Below are 18,233 nucleotides of genomic sequence, written 5' to 3' on the forward strand. Positions count from 1 at the left end.
GCCACTGCTCAACCGCAGTTGGGCAAATTCTTTTCCTGACGTTTGGCTTCGCCCCACAAGGCGTCCAACTCTTCGAGGGTGCAATCTTCCATGGGACGACGGGTATCGCGCAATGCCTGTTCGATAAAACGGAAGCGTCGTTCAAACTTGCCGTTGGCGCCACGCAGCGCAGTTTCCGGATCGACCTTGAGATGCCGCGCCAGATTGACCACTGAAAACAGCAGGTCGCCGATCTCGTCGGCCACGGCTTCGGGATCGTTTTCCGACATGGCTTCGAGGACTTCATCGAGCTCCTCACGCACTTTATCGAGCACCGGCAAGGCGTCCGGCCAGTCGAAGCCGACCTGCCCTGCGCGCTTCTGCAATTTGGCCGAGCGGGACAGCGCCGGTAATGCAGCGGGGACATCATCGAGCAACGACAACTGTTCGGGTGCCGAAGATTTCTCCGCGCGCTCTTCGGCCTTTATCTCTTCCCAGCGCTGCTTGACCTGTTCCTCGCTCAGACGCGGGACATCCAGCGGTGCATACAGGTCACCAGTGGGGAACACGTGTGGATGACGGCGGATCAGCTTGCGGGTGATGCTGTCGATCACGCCGGCGAACTCGAAGCGCCCCTCCTCCCGGGCCAACTGGCTGTAATACACCACCTGGAACAACAGATCACCCAGCTCACCCTGCACGTGATCGAAGTCGCCGCGTTCGATGGCGTCGGCGACTTCGTAGGCTTCTTCAAGGGTATGCGGGACGATGGTGGCCCAGGTTTGCTTGATGTCCCATGGGCAACCGTACTGCGGGTCGCGCAGGCGGCTCATCAGGTGTAACAAATCTTCAAGGCTATACATCGATCAATCTCTGCCCGCTCTCTGTAGGAGCGAGCTTGCTCGCGAAGAACCTGAGGACGGCGCGTTTAACCTGATTGCACGCGTCATCGTTGACGTCCATCGCGAGCGAGCTCGCTCCTACATGTCTTATGGTGTCCGGTTGCGCCGGGTTTCGATGATGTTCGGCAACTGCGAAATCCGCCCCAGCAACCGCCCCAATGCATCCAGCCCCGGAATCTCGATGGTCAGGGACATCAACGCGGTGTTGTCCTCCTTGTTCGAGCGGGTGTTGACCGCCAGCACGTTGATCCGCTCGTTGAGCAGCACCTGCGAGACGTCACGCAGCAGACCGGAACGGTCGTAGGCGCGGATGATGATATCCACCGGATAGGTGAGCACCGGTACCGGCCCCCAGCTGACCTGGATGATTCGCTCCGGCTCGCGCCCGGCCAGTTGCAGCACCGAGGCGCAGTCCTGGCGGTGAATGCTCACGCCGCGGCCCTGGGTGATGTAGCCGACGATTGCATCGCCCGGCAATGGCTGGCAGCAACCGGCCATCTGGGTCATCAGGTTGCCAACGCCCTGAATCTGGATATCGCCGCGCTTGCCCGGCTTGTAACCGGTGGCCTTGCGCGGAATCAGTTCCAGCTGTTCGTTGCCGCGCTCCGGCTCGACCAGTTGCTGCGCCAGGTTGACCAGTTGCGCCAGGCGCAAATCGCCGGCACCGAGGGCAGCGAACAGGTCCTCGGCGGTTTTCATGTTGGCCTTGTCGGCCAGCTTGTCGAAATCTACCGCGGGCAGACCGAGGCGATTGAGTTCGCGCTCAAGCAGCGTTTTACCGGCCGCGACGTTCTGGTCACGAGCCTGCAACTTGAACCAGTGAACGATCTTCGCCCGTGCCCGCGACGTGGTGACGTAGCCCAGGTTCGGGTTCAGCCAGTCGCGGCTCGGGGTGCCGTGCTTGCTGGTGATGATCTCGACCTGTTCACCGGTTTGCAGGCTGTAGTTGAGCGGTACGATACGCCCGTTGATCTTGGCGCCGCGGCAGTTATGACCGATTTCGGTGTGTACGCGGTAGGCGAAGTCCAGCGGCGTCGCGCCCTTCGGCAAGTCGATGGCGTGACCGTCCGGGGTGAAGATGTAGACCCGGTCGGGCTCGATATCGACCCGCAGCTGTTCCGCCAGGCCACCGATGTCGCCCAACTCCTCATGCCACTCGAGCACCTGACGCAGCCAGGAGATTTTCTCCTCGTAGTGATTGGAACCGGACTTGACGTCGGTGCCCTTGTAGCGCCAGTGCGCGCACACGCCGAGTTCGGCTTCCTCATGCATCGAGTGAGTGCGGATCTGCACTTCCAGCACCTTGCCCTCGGGCCCGATCACCGCCGTGTGCAGCGAGCGATAGCCGTTTTCCTTGGGGTTGGCGATGTAGTCGTCGAACTCTTTCGGGATGTGTCGCCACAGGGTGTGGACGATGCCGAGCGCGGTGTAGCAATCGCGCATTTCCGGCACCAGCACACGAACGGCACGCACGTCGTAGATCTGGCTGAACTCCAGACCCTTGCGCTGCATTTTGCGCCAGATCGAATAGATGTGTTTGGCCCGGCCGCTGATGTCGGCATCGACGCCGGTAGCCTGCAATTCGTTTTTCAGCTGGCTCATCACGTCGCTGATGAAGCGCTCGCGATCCAGTCGCCGCTCATGCAGCAACTTGGCGATCTGCTTGTACTGGTCCGGCTCCAGGTAACGGAAGGACAAGTCCTCCAGCTCCCACTTGATATGACCAATACCCAGGCGATGGGCCAGTGGCGCGTAGATGTCGAAGACTTCGCGGGCCACGCGGTTGCGCTTTTCGTCGTCGGCGGTTTTCACCGCACGGATTGCGCAAGTGCGTTCGGCCAGCTTGATCAGGGCGACGCGAACGTCGTCGACCATGGCCACCAGCATCTTGCGCAGGTTTTCAACCTGGCCCTGGGTGCCCAGCACCAGAGATTTGCGCGGGCTCAGGCTGTCGCTGATCGCGGCCATGCGCTGCACGCCGTCGATGAGTTTGGCCACCACCGGACCAAAGCGCTGGCTGACCGCCGGCAACTTGATCTGGCCTTCGCGCACGCCTCGATACAGGATCGCGGCGACCAGTGAATCCTGATCGAGTTTGAGATCGGCGAGGATCTCGGCGATCTCGAGGCCGGTACGGAAAGTCGAGTTACCTTCCGACCACAGATTCTGTGCCGCATTGGCTTGTTGTTCGGCCTCGCGAGCGTACTCGCAGGCCTCCTTCAAGGCTTCGCGATCCAGTGCCAGATCGACACTCACCGCGTGATCGAGCCAAGCCTCGAGATTGATACTGCCGTCGGTGTTGATCGGCTGGTGTGCTCTCACCTGTACCATCTTGCTTACCTTCCCTACGACGCAGATTCAATGCGTCAAATCGCTGACCTTCGTTGCCCGTGCGCCCACATCGGGCTGGGTGCGGCTGCACGGGCGGGCCAGTCGGACCAGACGAGCATCCTAGCTCGCTTCAAATAACGCCATGGCCTCGACATGTGCCGTTTGAGGAAACATATCGAGAATCCCGGCACGTTTTAACCGGTAGCCCTGCCTGATCAATTCGACCGTGTCGCGCGCCAGGGTCGCCGGGTTGCACGACACGTACACCAACCGTTCGGCGCCCAGGCTCTTGAGCTTGCGCACAACCTCGAAAGCACCGTCACGCGGTGGGTCCAAGAGTACCGCACAAAAGCCTTCAGCGGCCCATTCAGCGTCCGTCAAAGGCTGGGATAAATCGGCCTGAAAAAACTTCGCGTTATGCAGATTATTGCTAGCGGCATTCGCCGCTGCCCGATCGACCATCACCTGCACGCCTTCCACCGCCACCACTTCGCGAGCGGCTTTGGCCAGCGGCAAGGCAAAGTTGCCCAGGCCGCAGAACAGGTCGAGTACACGCTCATCCGCTGTCGGCTTCAACCAGTCCAGCGCCTGGGCGACCATCGCTTCGTTGACTCCGGCGTTGACCTGGATGAAATCCCCGGGACGATACGCCAGCTCCAGATCCCACTGTTCAAGGCGATAGCCCAACGACTGACCGGCCTCGACCGGCTGCGGTTCACCGTCGCCATGCAGCCACAACTGGGCTTCGTGGAACGCGCAGAACTCCTTGAGGATCGTCAGATCGGCGTCGGACAACGGCGCCATGTGCCGCAGCAAAACCGCCAATGTCGAACCGCTGAACAACTCCACATGCCCGAGAGCCTGAGGTTTGCTCAGGCGCCGCAGCATCTCCGGCAGACGGCTCATGATCGGTTGCAAGGGCTGTACCAGCACCGGGCAATCAGCGATGGCCACGATGTCCTGGCTGCCGGCGGCGCGGAACCCGACTTCGAGTTTCTTCGCCTTCATGTCCCAGCGCACCGCCACACGGGCGCGACGTCGGTAAGCGAATTCCGCACCGCTCAATGGCGCCGCCCACTCTTCGGGTTCGACGCCCGCGACCTTCGCCAATTGCTCGGCGAGCATGCGCTGTTTCAGGGCAAGTTGTTCGTTGTGAGGCAAATGCTGCACGCTGCAACCGCCGCAACGACCGGCATGGGCGCACGGCGCCGGGCGGCGCAATTCGCTGGCCGTGAACACCCGCTCGGTCCGTGCCTCGACCACTTTGCCGTGGGCACCGAGCACCCGCGCCTCGATTTCTTCGCCGGCCAATGCGCCGATGACGAACCAGGTGCGACCTTCGAAAAACGCGATACCGCGACCGTCATTGGCCAGGCGTTCGATGGTCAGGCGCTGCTTTTTGCCGGTCGGGATTTGCGGGGCCTTGCTGCCGCCGGTGGGCTGGAAGCGCAGGCCTCTTTCATGTTTGGCCATCAGTTGGGCGCGTCGAAAATGCCGGTCGACAGGTAACGGTCGCCGCGGTCGCAGATGATCGCGACGATCACCGCGTTTTCAACTTCTTTAGACAGGCGCAGCATCGCTGCAACGGCACCGCCCGATGACACGCCGCAGAAGATGCCTTCTTCGCGAGCCAGACGACGGGTCACGTCTTCGGCTTCGCTTTGGGCCATGTCGACAATGCGGTCCACGCGATCGGCCTGGTAGATCTTCGGCAGGTATTCCTGGGGCCAGCGACGGATACCCGGGATCGCCGAACCTTCCATGGGTTGCAGACCGATGATCTGCACGTTCTCGTTCTGCTCTTTCAAGTAGCGCGAAACGCCCATGATGGTACCGGTGGTGCCCATGGAGCTGACGAAATGGGTGATGGTGCCTTCGGTCTGGCGCCAGATTTCCGGGCCGGTGCCGGTGTAGTGCGCCTCGGGGTTGTCCCCGTTGGCGAACTGGTCCAGGACCTTGCCGCGACCCTCGGCTTCCATTTTCTGCGCGAGGTCACGGGCGCCTTCCATGCCCTGCTCCTGGCTGACCAGAATCAGCTCGGCGCCATAGGCCGTCATGGCCGCCTTGCGTTCGGCGCTGGAGTTGTCCGGCATGATCAGGATCATCTTGTAACCCTTGATCGCGGCGGCCATGGCCAGGGCGATCCCGGTGTTGCCCGAGGTCGCCTCGATCAGCGTATCGCCGGCGTGGATCTGCCCGCGCAGTTCGGCGCGGGTGATCATCGACAGCGCCGGACGGTCCTTGACCGAACCCGCCGGGTTGTTCCCTTCGAGCTTGAGCAATAGGGTATTGCTGGTGGCGCCGGGCAGGCGCTGCAAACGGACCAGCGGAGTGTTGCCGACGCAATCGGCGATGGTTGGGTACTGCAAGGTCATGGCGTATTCGCAATCCAGACTGCGGGGGCGACTATCATACCGGCAAACGTTCGCAGGCCATATCACGCAAAGTGTGGTGCTTATGGTTTATGGGAATAAGCGGCAGGCTTCGAGCTGCAAGCGACAAGTCGCTGTGCCACTCGGAGTGTGAAAAACAGGGTTGTTGTGGTGGGAGTGAGGGCATCTTCGCGAGCAAGCCCGCTCCCACAGGGTACCGGGGTGATCATGCGTTTTGCGGTTGGAACACGGTCAATGTGGGAGCGGGCTCGCTCGCGAAGGCGTTGTCACTGGCATCGCCATCCTCCGCCACCAACCGCAAATTCATCCGCAACCCATTCCCGGTGTTCTGCGCCCAAAGCTTCCCGCCCTGACGCTGCACTGCGTTCCTGGCGATACTCAACCCCAAGCCAAACCCGCCATCCCCCGGCCGCGAACCATCAAGTCGGGTGAACGGCAGGAAGATCCGTTCCAGGTCAGCTTGCGCCACACCGCCGCCGTGATCCTCCAGCCACAGGTGCCAGAAATCGCCATCACGCCGCCCGCCCAACTGGACAATGCCTCCGGCCGGCGAATGCCGGATTGCATTGCGCAGAATGTTTTCCAGTGCCTGGGCCAGGGTGTTGAGATGACCGCGCACCCAGCAGGATGCATCCACCGTGCATTGCAGCCGGGTATCGGGCCAGCCACTTTCATAGCAGGCATTCTCCGTGAGCATTTCCCACAGGGCCTGGATCTGGATCGCCTCGTCGGGCAACCGGGTGCGCTCGGTGTCCAGCCATGCCAGCTGTAGCGTGTCTTCCACCAGGCGCTGCATGCCATCGACCTCACGGCCGATACGTTCGCGCAATAGCTCCAGTCCCTGCTCACTTTCACTGGCCACCCGCAGGCGACTCAAGGGCGTACGCAATTCGTGCGACAGGTCGCGCAGCAGTTGCTGCTGCAAGGCCACGGTGCTTTGCAGGCGTTCAGACATGTGATCGAACGCCCTGCCCAGCTCGCCCAGTTCATCCGAGCGATTGGTGGTCCGCGTCGACAGCCGTACGCTCAGTTGATCGGCACGCCAGGCATTGGCCTGCTCACGCAGGCTGTTGAGCGGCACCACCAGCAAGCGGTACAGGCCGACGCACAGCAGCAAGGTGAACAACCCCGGAATCACGCCGTTGGTGATCACGCGCCAGAACACCCGGTAATGACCCGGCACAAAGCGCTCGGGCAGTTCGATCACCAGGCTGCCGGCGGACGGGTCTCCGGGAAACGGTATGCGCATCCACGGCCGGCCTTTCTTGTGGACCGGCCAATCGAGGCCGCGCAAAAAAGTCAGGCGTTCGATTTCCTTGTCCGTCAGCGATCGGTTGCTCAAGGACTGCAAATCACCGCCGATGACACCGACCCAGCCTTTTTCCCGCTGATACATGCCTTGCAGCCAGTCATCGACACCGGCGCTCTGGCGCTGCTGCCACGCCTGTTCGGCTTCGGCGGCATAGCCTGTCAGGGTGCCGCGGGCTTCATCCGAGAGGAACTGGTTGCGTTGCTCCATATAACGTCCCCAGGACCAACTGAGCCAGATCATCAACAAGCAGAACGCAACCAATAGGCAAGCAAGCTTCCAGAACAGCGAATGCCTGCCCGGCAAGTTACATTTCATCGGCGGCACTCAGGATGTAACCCTTGCCCCATACCGTGCGCACTTCGCGTTCGGTGTAGCCAATGGCCTTGAGCTTGCGGCGGATCTGGCTGATGTGCATGTCCAGGCTGCGATCATGGGCCGCGTAACCGCGCTGCAGCACCTGTTGATAAAGGAAGGCTTTGCTCAGTACTTCGTCGGCGCTGCGGTGCAGCGTCTCCAGCAACCGATATTCACTGCGGGTCAGGCCGCCGGCCTGTTCGCCATAAAAGACCTCGAAGCTTTCTTCGTCGAAACGCAGGCTGTCCATCGAAGGGCCCGGCACTGCGGGTGCGGGGGCGGGCCGGCGGTCGAGGGCCACCCGCCGCAGAATGGCTTCGATGCGTACCCGCAACTCCACCATGCTGAAAGGCTTTGGCAGGTAATCATCGGCCCCCAGGCGAAAGCCGCTGATGCGATCGGCCTCGGCACCGAGGGCCGACATCAGCAGCACCGGGGTGGAATGGCTCTGGCGCAATTGGGTCAGTACCGCCAGACCGTCCATGCCCGGCAGCAGAATATCCATCAGCACCACGTCGAACGGTTGCCGCCGGGCAATCTCCAGGCCTTCCTGGCCGTTCTGGCACCAGGTCACCTGGAAGCCACTGCGGTCCAGGTGTTCATGGACGTAGGCGCCGAGCACAAGGTCGTCTTCGATGGACAGGATTCGGGGGAGACCAGCAGTGATGGGAGTCATGACTATCTGCAAACAATTCTCAGTTGAGCTAATTATTCAAGATTGCCACGCCAGGGGCAACCCACGGTTTGTCCGCATCACCAATGAGTCGCGCGGGCCGACGAATGACCGCACCATTTTTACGAGGATTGACCGCGAGCAAATCGCTACACTGCGCAAGTGGTGCATGGCGGATGCATGTGCCGGTCCATAAATAGCGGGATGCAGGAGAGATGCGTGCTCAAGAAACTGGGAATCAAAGGCCGCGTGCTGTTGCTGACCCTGTTGCCAACCAGCCTCATGGCGTTGGTGCTGGGGGGGTATTTTACCTGGATGCAACAGGCTGACCTGCAAACCCAACTCATGCAGCGCGGCGAAATGATCGCCGAGCAGTTGGCGCCACTGGCCGCACCCGCGATGGGCCATCAGGACAACGAACTGCTCGAACGCATCGCCACCCAGGCCCTGGAACAAACCGACGTACGGGCCGTGACCTTCCTGGCGCCCGATCGCACGCTGCTGGCCCACGCCGGCCCGTCCATGCTCAATCAGTTGCCCTCCGGCACTGGCACGCAGATGCTGCGCCGCAGTGGCAACGATGCGACCCGCTATCTGCTGCCGGTCTTCGGCAAACACCGCAACCTGGCCGGGGACCTGATTCCCGAAGAAGCCGACCGCCTGCTGGGCTGGGTCGAACTTGAACTGTCCCATAACGGTATGCTGTTGCGCGGTTACCGCAGCCTGTTCGCCAGCCTGATGTTGATCAGTGCGGGACTGATAGGTGCGGCACTGCTGGCCGTGCGCATGGGCCGCACGATCAATCGGCCACTGAGTCAGATCAAGCAGGCCGTGGCCCAACTCAAGGACGGTCATCTGGAAACCCGCTTGCCGCCCCTCGGCAGTCAGGAGCTGGACGAGCTGGCTTCCGGTATCAACCGCATGGCAGGCACCCTGCAGAACGCCCAGGAAGAATTGCAGCACAGCATCGACCAGGCCACCGAAGATGTGCGCCAGAACCTGGAAACCATCGAGATCCAGAACATCGAGCTGGACCTGGCGCGCAAGGAAGCCCTGGAAGCGAGCCGGATCAAGTCCGAATTCCTGGCCAACATGAGTCATGAAATCCGCACCCCGCTCAACGGCATCCTCGGCTTCACCCACCTGTTGCAAAAAAGCGAGCTTACCCCGCGTCAGCTCGACTACCTGGGCACCATCGAAAAATCCGCCGACAGCCTGCTGGGCATCATCAACGAGATTCTCGACTTCTCGAAAATCGAGGCCGGCAAGCTGGTGCTCGACCATATTCCGTTCAACCTGCGCGACCTGCTGCAGGACACCCTGACCATCCTCGCTCCGGCCGCCCACGCCAAGCAGCTGGAACTGGTGAGCCTGGTGTACCGGGACACGCCGCTGTCACTGGTGGGCGACCCGTTGCGGCTCAAGCAGATCCTGACGAACCTGGTGAGCAACGCGATCAAGTTCACCCGCGAAGGCACCATCGTCGCCCGTGCCATGCTCGAAGAAGAGCACGAAGACACCGTGCAGTTGCGCATCAGTATTCAAGATACCGGCATCGGTCTGTCGAACCAGGACGTGCGCGCCCTGTTCCAGGCTTTCAGCCAGGCCGACAATTCGCTCTCGCGGCAACCTGGCGGCACTGGCCTGGGCCTGGTGATTTCCAAGCGCCTGATCGAACAGATGGGCGGCGAGATCGGCGTCGACAGCACGCCGGGGGAAGGGTCGGAATTCTGGATCAGCCTGAGCCTGCCAAAAACCCGCGACGATGCCGAAGACCTGCCCGCCGCGCCCTTGCTCGGGCGTCGGGTGGCGGTGCTGGAAAACCACGAGCTGGCGCGGCAGGCGTTGCAGCATCAACTGGAAGACTGCGGCCTCAGCACCACGTCGTTCAATACCCTGGAAAGCCTGACCAATGGCGTCACCGCCGCCCACCAGACCGATCAGGCGATCGACCTCGCCGTGCTCGGCATCACCAGCAACGACATGCCGCCGGAGCGCCTCAACCAGCACATCTGGGACCTCGAACATCTTGGCTGCAAAGTGCTGGTGCTGTGCCCGACCACGGAACAGACGCTGTTCCATCTTTCCGTACCCAACCCCCACAGCCAGCTCCAGGCGAAACCGGCCTGCACCCGCAAGCTGCGACGCTCCCTGTCTGACCTGGTCAGCCCGCGCCCGATGCGCAGTGAACCGGGCGAACCGGTATCCAGCCGTGCCCCGAAGGTGCTATGCGTCGACGACAACCCGGCCAACCTGATGCTGGTGCAGACCCTGCTCGAAGACATGGGCGCCAAGGTACTCGCGGTGGAAAGTGGTTATGCCGCCGTCAAGGCTGTACAGAACGAGACATTCGACCTGGTGTTGATGGACGTGCAGATGCCTGGCATGGACGGCCGCCAGAGCACCGAGGCGATCCGTCAGTGGGAAAGCCAACGGCATTGCACGCCGCTGCCGATCGTGGCCCTCACCGCCCACGCCATGGCCAACGAAAAACGCGCGCTGCTGCAAAGCGGCATGGACGACTACCTGACCAAACCGATCAGCGAGCGGCAATTGGCACAGGTGGTGCTGAAGTGGAGCGGCCTGGCGCTGCGCAATCACAGCCCGGAGCGCTCCGGCGATGGGCATGGCGGCGCCCACGACCTGTTGGTGCTCGACCACGAGGAAGGATTGCGCCTGGCCGCCGGCAAGGCTGATCTGGCTGCAGACATGCTGGCGATGCTGCTGGCATCCCTGGAGGCTGACCGCGAAGCCATCCGTTTTGCTCAGCAAAGCAATGACCACAACGCCCTGATCGAACGAGTCCATCGCCTGCATGGCGCGACGCGTTACTGCGGCGTACCGCAATTGCGTGCGGCCTGCCAACGCAGCGAAACCCTGCTCAAGCAACAGGACCCGAAAGCCAGCATTGCACTGGATGAGCTCGACCGGGCGATCAATCGCCTGGCAGCCCAGGCGCGCATGAATGCTTGATGCAGCGCAATCGCGCGGGTCAGCCGGCGAGCTAATCTGACGACTGCCGAATGCCGGCTTGCTCAATCGTGCAGGCCACCCTCAAGGAGCACCGCATGCGTACGATTCTTTTCAGCAGCCAGAACTACGACCGCGACAGTTTTCTCGCGGCCGGGCAACCGGCCGGCATCGAGCTGCACTTTCAGCCTGCACGCCTGAGCCTCGACACAGTGGCGCTCGCTCAGGGGTATGAAGCGGTCTGCGCGTTCATCAATGATGACCTCGGCGCGGCGGTGCTCGAACGCCTGGCGGCGGGAGGCACACGCCTGATCGCCTTGCGCTCGGCCGGGTACAACCACGTCGACCTGCCGACGGCAAAGCGTCTGGGGCTGGCCATCGTGCGCGTCCCGGCCTATTCGCCCCACGCCGTAGCCGAACACGCGGTGGCGCTGATCCTCGCGCTCAACCGGCGTCTGCACCGCGCCTACAACCGCACCCGCGAAGGGGATTTCAGACTGCAGGGGCTGACCGGTTTCGACCTGGTGGGCAAGACTGTCGGCGTGGTCGGCACCGGGCAGATTGGTGCCACCTTCGCAAAGATCATGAACGGGTTTGGCTGCCAGATACTGGCCTGTGACCCCTACCCCAACCCGCAGGTCGAAGCCCTCGGCGCGCGCTACCTGAGCCTGCCGCAACTGTTGGCCGAATCGCAGATCATCAGCCTGCACTGCCCGCTCAACGAGCAGAGCAAGCACTTGATCAACCGCGAATCACTGGCGCACATGCAACCGGGCGCGATGCTGATCAATACCGGGCGTGGTGGCCTGGTGGATACCCCCGCGCTGATCGACGCGCTGAAAGACGGTCGCCTGGGTTACCTGGGACTGGACGTGTATGAGGAAGAGGCGCAACTGTTCTTCGAGGACCGCTCCGACCTGCCACTGCAAGACGATGTGCTGGCACGGCTGCTGACCTTCCCCAACGTGATCGTCACCGCGCACCAGGCCTTTCTGACCCGCGAAGCGCTGGACGCGATTGCCGCCACCACGTTGCGCAATATTGCAGCCTGGACGGCGGGCACAGCGGAAAATCAGGTGACGGGAGACTGAAACGGATCGAAGGTCATTTGCCTGCGCGATGCGGCGTGCAAGCCCGTGCTAGCATATCGCGCATATTTGGAGGACCCATGGTCGAACACGATTTCCGCTACAGCCTGATGAACCCGCAACACACCCTCACCGAATGCCGCGCCCTGGTGCCGGGGCGTTATCAGGTCACCGGCAACGGTGGCTCGATTCGCAACAACGACGTGCTGGTCGTGACCCTCAAGGGCGCCAAGGATTTGTCCATGCGCCTGACCGTCGAAACGGTTCGCCATCTGATCAATCCGCCCGGCCAATGGGTCGCGGTGGCCAGTGGCCCGGTGTTCGGCGAACTGGCGATCCACACCTGGCAGGTGAACTGTGACAGCTGTGCCAAAGAGCTGAGCTTCGAGTTCGCCGTCGATGCCAAACTGGGCAACAAGGCTGAAAAGCCTGCCGCCACCGCGCGGATTGCCGAGCTGGGCTGGACCACCGTTGGCGAGAAACACCTGTGCCCGAAATGCCAGGAGCCTGCGTGATGAAACGCCTTGCTCTGACCGCTACGGTCGGCGCCAGCCTGCTGGGCTGCGCCGCCGAGCCGGTGCAATTGCAACAGAACCACAGCTACATCCTGGAGTGGATCGGCGAGCGGCCGTTGATGGACTACAGCCACCTGACCATCACCCTCGGCGAAGACGGCCGGGCCTACGGCAATGGCGGCTGCAACCACTGGTTTGCGCCGTACACCCTTGATGGCGACAAACTGACCTTCGGCAAAATCGGCAGCACCCGCAAACTGTGCGCGCCGGCGCTGATGGAGCAGGAAAAACGCTTCCTCTCGGCCCTGGAAAACGTCCAGCGCTGGGACGTCTCCCCGATCGAGCAGATCCGCTTCTGGCCAGCCGAAGGCAAGCCGCTGCGTTGGTGGCTCGAGGAGGGTTGATCGTAAACCTGCAGGAGCCGGCTTGCCGGCTCCTGCAGGGTCAATTCTTCGCCTGCAACGCCTCAAGCTTCGCCATCACCCCCGCCGCCGTCTGTTCACCCATCAACTGCTCGCGCACCTTGCCCTTGTTATCGATGATGTACGTCACTGGCAACGCCTCGCTGCGTGGCAGCTCGAACAGTTCGGAAGGGTCCTGGGCCAGCACCGTGAACCTGATCCCCAGTTTCTCGCTCGCGCCCTTCAATTCCTGCCCCTGGACGTTGTCGAAGTTGACCCCGAACACACCGATTTTCCTGTCCTTGAGCTGCTCGGCCAGGGTGTTCAATTCCGGGATCTCGGTACGGCAAGGCCCGCACCATTCTGCCCAGTAGTTAAGTACCAGCCATTTGCCGTCCAACCGGTTGGCGGCGATCTTGTGGCCGTCCTGGTCGATGCCATAGTCATTACCGCAGCCCCCCAGCATCAACGCTCCGATGATCGCCAATGCTGCTGCCAGTCGCCTTGTCATGTCGTGTTCCTTGTCAAAAATTGAATGCGCCTGCGACCCATCGCCTCTCACGGTTCTGGATTGCGCGCCGCACAGTTAGAATAGCCGCCACCTTACGCAAGATGCGACCCGCTCATGACCGATCTGACGCTTTATCACAACCCGCGCTGCTCGAAATCCCGCGGTGCGCTCGAACTGCTTGAAGCCCGTGGCCTGACTCCGACCGTGGTCCGTTACCTGGACACTCCGCTGGACGCCGCGCAAATCCAGCGCCTGCTGGGCAAACTCGGGATCAGCGCCAGGCAATTGCTGCGCACCGGCGAGGACGAGTACAAAACCCTCGACCTGGCCAACAGCAACCTGAGCGAAGCGCAATTGATCGCCGCCATTGCCGCCCACCCGAAACTGATGGAGCGACCGATTCTCGAAGTCGGTGACAAGGCCATCATCGGCCGCCCGCCGGAGCAGATCCTGGAACTGTTGCCATGAGTGCGCCCTACATTCTGGTTCTGTACTACAGCCGCAGCGGCTCGACCAACGAGATGGCCCGGCAGATTGCCCGTGGCGTCGAACAGGCCGGGCTTGAAGCCCGCCTGCGCACGGTGCCGGCGATTTCCACCGAGTGCGAAGCCGTTTCGCCGGAGATTCCCGACGAAGGTGCGCTTTATGCCAGCCTCGACGACCTGAAGAACTGCGCCGGCCTGGCACTCGGCAGCCCGACCCGCTTCGGCAACATGGCAGCACCGCTCAAATACTTCCTCGACGGCACCAGTAACCTGTGGCTGACCGGCGCGCTGGTGGGCAAACCGGCGGGTGTGTTCACCTCCACGGCGAGCCTGCATGGCGGACAGGAGACGACCCTGCTGTCGATGATGCTGCCGTTGTTACACCACGGCATGCTGATCACCGGCCTGCCGTACAGCGAATCGGCACTGCTGGAAACCCAGGGCGGGGGCACGCCGTACGGCGCCAGCCACCACGCCGGTGCCGATGGCAAAAGCGGTCTGGATGCCCATGAAGTGGCGCTGTGCCGCGCGCTGGGCATGCGCCTGGCGAAGACCGCACAGAAACTGGAGGGCTGAGGGTGGCCAAGAAGCCGAAGATCCTGCCCGCCATTGAATGGCTTGAACCCCGTGTCCGGGCCATGCGCGTGATCAGTCTGTTGTGTTTTTTCGGTCTGGTGGGCCTGCTGTGCATCTACTACCTGCTTGTAGCCGATCTGCACGGCGCCCGGCCTTGGGTGATTCTGTTGATCGAGCTGGTGCCGCTGCTGATCCTGGCGCCAGGGATGATCCTCGGCAACCCACGCGGGCATTCGTGGATGTGCTTTGTGGTGAACCTGTATTTCATCAAGGGCGCATTGGCTGCCTATGACCCGAACCGGCAGATCTTCGGTTTGCTGGAGATGGGCGCGAGCCTGGCGGTGTTTTGCTCGGCGCTGCTGTATGTGCGCTGGCGGTATCAGTTGAATCGCAAGCTGGCTGGCGAGGGCGAAATCTCCATCGCCTGACCTGACGCCTTCGCGAGCAAGCCCGCTCCCACATTTGATCGCATTTCAAATGTGGGAGCGGGCTTGCTCGCGAATGAGGCGACTCGGTTTCAATGATTGACGGTGTAAGCCAGCATCATCGAAATCTGGCTCATCGGCCGTCCGCCACTTTCCTCATGCCACTGGTTGAACACGTCCTGCACCAAAGCCAGGTCGCGCAGACTGCTCGGCACCTTGTCGATGATGTCTTGCGCATTCAATGCCGCCACTACGTCATAGCTCGGTACAAAGGTGTCCTTGCCGATCATCCGCAAGAAGCGCGGGGCCGACAGCCCGCCCAATTGATGTCCGCGTTTTTTCAGGAAGCTCCAGAGCCCGACGATATCGGTCACCGGCCAGTCGGCGATCAGCGTGCCGAAGCTGCCCTTTTCATGGGCCACGTCCAGAATGAACTGCGCATTGCGCGGCACACTCTTGAGCTTGCCCAGGTGACGGATGATCCGCGTGTCCTGCATCAGTCGCTCCAGGTGCTCGGCACTCATCAGCACGACTTTTTCCGGATCGAACCTGAAGAACACTTCTTCGAAGGCCGGCCACTTGGCATCCACCAGGCTGTGCTTGAGCCCGGCGCGGAATACCCGTAGCGCCATCATCGAGAGGTAGCGATCGTCGCTGATCTTGCGCAGTTGCTCGGGAGTCTTGGGAACGGGCAGATGGGCTTCCAGTTCAGCCGCCGAACCGAAGCGGTTCAGGCAGTATTCGTTCAGCCACTTGTAGTCGCGCATGCCCTCTCCTGAGGAGTAAAACGAAAAACCAATGTGGGAGCGGGCTTGCTCGCGAAAGCGGTGTGTCATTCAACCAATGTATCGACTGACGTTACGCTTTCGCGAGCAAGCCCGCTCCCACAGTTTCAATCAGAGGTTGACCACGTTGACGAAGCGCGAAGCCGCGGACTCGTCGATCTTGAGGCTGGTGAAGTCGAACAGGTTGCGATCCGCCAGTTGCGACGGGATCACGTTCTGCAGGCTGCGGAAAATGCTCTCGGTGCGGCCCGGGGTCTTGCGCTCCCAGTCCTGCAGCATTTCCTTGACCACCTGACGCTGCAGGTTTTCCTGGGAGCCGCAGAGGTTGCACGGAATGATCGGGAATTGCTTGAAGTCCGAGTAGGCCTGGATGTCTTTTTCGTTGCAGTAGGCCAGCGGGCGGATCACCACGTTACGGCCATCGTCGGCGCGCAGCTTCGGTGGCATGGCCTTGAGCGAACCGTTGAAGAACATGTTCAGGAAGAACGTTTCGACGATGTCGTCACGATGGTGACCGAGGGCCATCTTGGTCGCGCCGATTTCATCGGCAAAGGTGTAGAGCGTGCCGCGACGCAGGCGCGAGCACAGCGAGCAAGTGGTCTTGCCTTCCGGAATCAGTTCCTTGACCACCGAGTAAGTGTCCTTCTCGACGATGTGGTACTCGATCCCCAGTTCTTTCAGGTAGGCCGGCAGCACGTGCTCCGGGAAGCCCGGCTGCTTCTGGTCCATGTTCACGGCCACGATCTCGAACTTGATCGGCGCAACCTTCTGCAAGTGCATCAGCACATCGAGCATGGTGTAGCTGTCCTTGCCACCGGACAGGCAGACCATGACCTTGTCGCCGTCTTCAATCATGTTGAAATCGGCAACCGCCTCACCGGCCAGTCGGCGAAGGCGCTTTTGCAGTTTGTTCTGGTTGACCGTGAGAGTGCCCATGACGCGAAATCCGTGAGGTGTGACGAAAGGCGGGCATTTTACGCAAATTCTTTGCACTTGTGGCGAGCGGGCAACATCTCCAGCTCACCTACAGACCCGACGGCGATTAACAATTGTGTTTACAGCGCGATTTGCTCTAAAGCCCCTACTTCTTCTAGGGAAACTCATCCCTATACTGCGACATAAGGTCTCATGAAAATTTCAGACCTGTGACTTGCTAGGCCGCATTGGCCCGTAGGCGCTCCACTGGGGGGCGACGGTAAAAAAGAGGAGTGACTGGCATGATCCATCACGTAGTGGGGCTCTTCACCCACCCTGACCAAGAATGGAAAGAGATCCGTGGCGACCAGGAGGAAAGCATCAGCCACATGTACCTGACCCATACGCTGATCCTGGCGGCGATCCCCGCCGTGTCTGCCTTCATAGGCACCACACAGGTCGGCTGGGTCATCGGCAACCGGGCTCCCGTGATGCTGACCGTAGAAAGCGCGATATGGATGACGATCATGTCGTACGTGGCGATGCTCGGTGGCGTTGCGGTAATGGGCGCATTCATTCACTGGATGGCCCGCACCTATGACGCCAACCCAAGCCTCGCCCGCTGCATTGCGTTTGCGACCTACACCGCTACACCGCTGTTCATCGGTGGCCTCGCCGCTTTGTACCCGCACTTGTGGCTGGGGATGATCGTCGGCACCGCAGCCATCTGCTACACGGTGTACTTGCTGTACGTGGGCTTGCCGACATTCATGAACATTCCATCTGACGAGGGCTTTCTGTTTTCAAGTTCGGTGCTCGCCGTAGGCCTGGTGGTGCTGGTCGCCATCATGGCGTTCACTGTGATTGTCTGGGGACTCGGCGTAGGGCCGGTCTACACCAATTAGCTACCCGTCACTGATAATCAGAAACCAACGATACAGGCCGCCGCAAGGCGGCCTTTTGATTCTTCAGCAACGAGGAGGCACACGACCATTCGGCACCTTGGCGATTCGCAAGGCCCCAGGGTTGCGGCATACTCGACCGCTCTGGAGATCCATCAAGCATGCCCGAGCAACTCAATTCCCGCGTCGAAGACTGTTTCCAACTAGCCGAATCCTTTTTCAAACGAACTTTCAAACGCCCCGTGGTGAGCCTCAAGCTGCGCGGGCAAAAAGCCGGTGTCGCGCATTTGCACGAGAACCTGCTGCGCTTCAATCCGCAGCTGTATCGGGAAAACACCGAAGACTTCCTCAAGCAGACCGTAGCCCATGAAGTCGCCCACCTGATCGCCCATCAACTGTTCGGCGACCGTATCCAGCCCCATGGTGAAGAGTGGCAATTGATCATGCGCGGCGTGTACGAATTGCCGCCCAACCGCTGCCACACCTATGACGTCAAACGCCGCAGCGTGACCCGCTACATCTACAAGTGCCCGTGCGCCGACAGCGACTTCCCGTTCTCGGCCCAGCGCCACAGCCTGGTGCGCCAGGGGCGCAGGTACTTGTGTCGGCGGTGTCGCCATACGCTGGTGTTCAGTGGGGAGATGCGGGTCGAGTAGCGGGATGTGTGGTGGCTGTACTGCCCCCTTCGCGAGCAAGCCCGCTCCCACAGGGGAACT

18 protein-coding genes are annotated in these 18,233 nt (G+C 61.5%); 9 read left to right on the plus strand and 9 right to left on the minus strand.

Annotated elements, in window-relative coordinates; all coding sequences use genetic code 11:
* Window positions 1–8: 8 nt before the first annotated feature.
* The 6 genes from mazG to AC06G5_RS23200 form a co-directional block, all read right to left on the minus strand.
* Window positions 9–842 (minus strand): nucleoside triphosphate pyrophosphohydrolase, encoded by an 834-nt coding sequence (mazG, locus tag AC06G5_RS23175; protein ID WP_413427749.1) that lies wholly within the window; start codon window positions 840–842, stop codon window positions 9–11.
* 126 nt (window positions 843–968) lie between these two features.
* Window positions 969–3,212, minus strand: a complete 2,244-nt coding sequence (gene relA, locus AC06G5_RS23180) for a GTP diphosphokinase (protein WP_008016525.1) — start codon at window positions 3,210–3,212, stop codon at window positions 969–971.
* 120 nt (window positions 3,213–3,332) lie between these two features.
* Window positions 3,333–4,685: a 23S rRNA (uracil(1939)-C(5))-methyltransferase RlmD gene (gene rlmD / locus AC06G5_RS23185; RefSeq protein ID WP_413704184.1), complete on the minus strand. Its 1,353-nt coding sequence runs from the start codon at window positions 4,683–4,685 to the stop codon at window positions 3,333–3,335.
* On the minus strand, window positions 4,685–5,587 hold the full coding sequence (gene cysM / locus AC06G5_RS23190) for a cysteine synthase CysM (protein ID WP_413427747.1): 903 nt from the start codon (window positions 5,585–5,587) through the stop codon (window positions 4,685–4,687). The genes rlmD and cysM overlap by 1 nt, the downstream gene beginning before the upstream one ends.
* Before the next feature lie 223 nt (window positions 5,588–5,810).
* Window positions 5,811–7,232 carry a histidine kinase sensor domain-containing protein gene (locus tag AC06G5_RS23195; protein ID WP_480458390.1) on the minus strand — a complete coding sequence of 474 codons (1,422 nt, stop codon included), beginning with the start codon at window positions 7,230–7,232 and terminating at the stop codon, window positions 5,811–5,813.
* Window positions 7,222–7,947, minus strand: a complete 726-nt coding sequence (locus AC06G5_RS23200; RefSeq protein ID WP_413427745.1) for a response regulator transcription factor — start codon at window positions 7,945–7,947, stop codon at window positions 7,222–7,224. Before AC06G5_RS23200 ends, AC06G5_RS23195 begins: the two co-directional genes overlap by 11 nt.
* A gap of 216 nt (window positions 7,948–8,163) precedes the next feature.
* Between AC06G5_RS23200 and AC06G5_RS23205 the strand changes: the two genes are divergently transcribed.
* The 4 genes from AC06G5_RS23205 to AC06G5_RS23220 all read left to right on the plus strand — a co-directional run bounded on the left by AC06G5_RS23205 (window position 8,164) and on the right by AC06G5_RS23220 (window position 12,921).
* Window positions 8,164–10,917, plus strand: coding sequence for a response regulator (locus tag AC06G5_RS23205; protein WP_413427744.1), 2,754 nt, complete (start codon window positions 8,164–8,166; stop codon window positions 10,915–10,917).
* 95 nt (window positions 10,918–11,012) lie between these two features.
* A complete protein-coding gene (locus tag AC06G5_RS23210) occupies window positions 11,013–12,005 on the plus strand; it encodes a 2-hydroxyacid dehydrogenase (RefSeq protein WP_413427743.1) in 993 nt (330 codons plus the stop codon).
* A gap of 77 nt (window positions 12,006–12,082) precedes the next feature.
* The gene (locus AC06G5_RS23215) at window positions 12,083–12,517 is read left to right on the plus strand and encodes a hypothetical protein (protein ID WP_007988765.1); all 435 of its coding nucleotides are present in this window, start codon (window positions 12,083–12,085) and stop codon (window positions 12,515–12,517) included.
* Entirely contained in the window at window positions 12,517–12,921 is a 405-nt protein-coding gene (locus AC06G5_RS23220) for an META domain-containing protein (RefSeq protein WP_413427742.1), read from the plus strand. Before AC06G5_RS23215 ends, AC06G5_RS23220 begins: the two co-directional genes overlap by 1 nt.
* Before the next feature lie 40 nt (window positions 12,922–12,961).
* Here the strand turns inward: AC06G5_RS23220 and AC06G5_RS23225 are convergent, their stop codons facing one another.
* Window positions 12,962–13,429 carry a TlpA disulfide reductase family protein gene (locus tag AC06G5_RS23225; RefSeq protein WP_413427741.1) on the minus strand — a complete coding sequence of 156 codons (468 nt, stop codon included), beginning with the start codon at window positions 13,427–13,429 and terminating at the stop codon, window positions 12,962–12,964.
* Between the two features lie 114 nt (window positions 13,430–13,543).
* Here AC06G5_RS23225 and arsC point away from each other — a divergent pair, with 114 nt between their 5' ends.
* Genes arsC through AC06G5_RS23240 form a run of 3 tightly spaced genes read left to right on the plus strand, consistent with a single transcriptional unit; the run spans window position 13,544 to window position 14,918 of the window.
* Entirely contained in the window at window positions 13,544–13,897 is a 354-nt protein-coding gene (gene arsC / locus AC06G5_RS23230; RefSeq protein ID WP_413427740.1) for an arsenate reductase (glutaredoxin), read from the plus strand.
* Window positions 13,894–14,490, plus strand: a complete 597-nt coding sequence (wrbA, locus tag AC06G5_RS23235; RefSeq protein WP_008016513.1) for an NAD(P)H:quinone oxidoreductase — start codon at window positions 13,894–13,896, stop codon at window positions 14,488–14,490. The genes arsC and wrbA overlap by 4 nt, the downstream gene beginning before the upstream one ends.
* Window positions 14,491–14,492: 2 nt before the next feature.
* Entirely contained in the window at window positions 14,493–14,918 is a 426-nt protein-coding gene (locus tag AC06G5_RS23240; protein ID WP_413427739.1) for a DUF2069 domain-containing protein, read from the plus strand.
* Between the two features lie 89 nt (window positions 14,919–15,007).
* Here the strand turns inward: AC06G5_RS23240 and AC06G5_RS23245 are convergent, their stop codons facing one another.
* Together AC06G5_RS23245 and ttcA are read right to left on the minus strand one after the other, a co-directional pair.
* Window positions 15,008–15,682: a DNA-3-methyladenine glycosylase I gene (locus tag AC06G5_RS23245; RefSeq protein WP_413704183.1), complete on the minus strand. Its 675-nt coding sequence runs from the start codon at window positions 15,680–15,682 to the stop codon at window positions 15,008–15,010.
* Between the two features lie 129 nt (window positions 15,683–15,811).
* Window positions 15,812–16,636: a tRNA 2-thiocytidine(32) synthetase TtcA gene (gene ttcA / locus AC06G5_RS23250; RefSeq protein WP_008016509.1), complete on the minus strand. Its 825-nt coding sequence runs from the start codon at window positions 16,634–16,636 to the stop codon at window positions 15,812–15,814.
* A 281-nt stretch (window positions 16,637–16,917) separates the two neighbouring features.
* Here ttcA and AC06G5_RS23255 point away from each other — a divergent pair, with 281 nt between their 5' ends.
* Window positions 16,918–17,520 carry a Yip1 family protein gene (locus tag AC06G5_RS23255; RefSeq protein ID WP_008016508.1) on the plus strand — a complete coding sequence of 201 codons (603 nt, stop codon included), beginning with the start codon at window positions 16,918–16,920 and terminating at the stop codon, window positions 17,518–17,520.
* A gap of 158 nt (window positions 17,521–17,678) precedes the next feature.
* The gene (locus tag AC06G5_RS23260; RefSeq protein WP_413428128.1) at window positions 17,679–18,173 is read left to right on the plus strand and encodes a SprT family zinc-dependent metalloprotease; all 495 of its coding nucleotides are present in this window, start codon (window positions 17,679–17,681) and stop codon (window positions 18,171–18,173) included.
* Window positions 18,174–18,233 lie beyond the last annotated feature (60 nt).

The organism is Pseudomonas sp. WT-JTC (assembly GCF_056711565.1).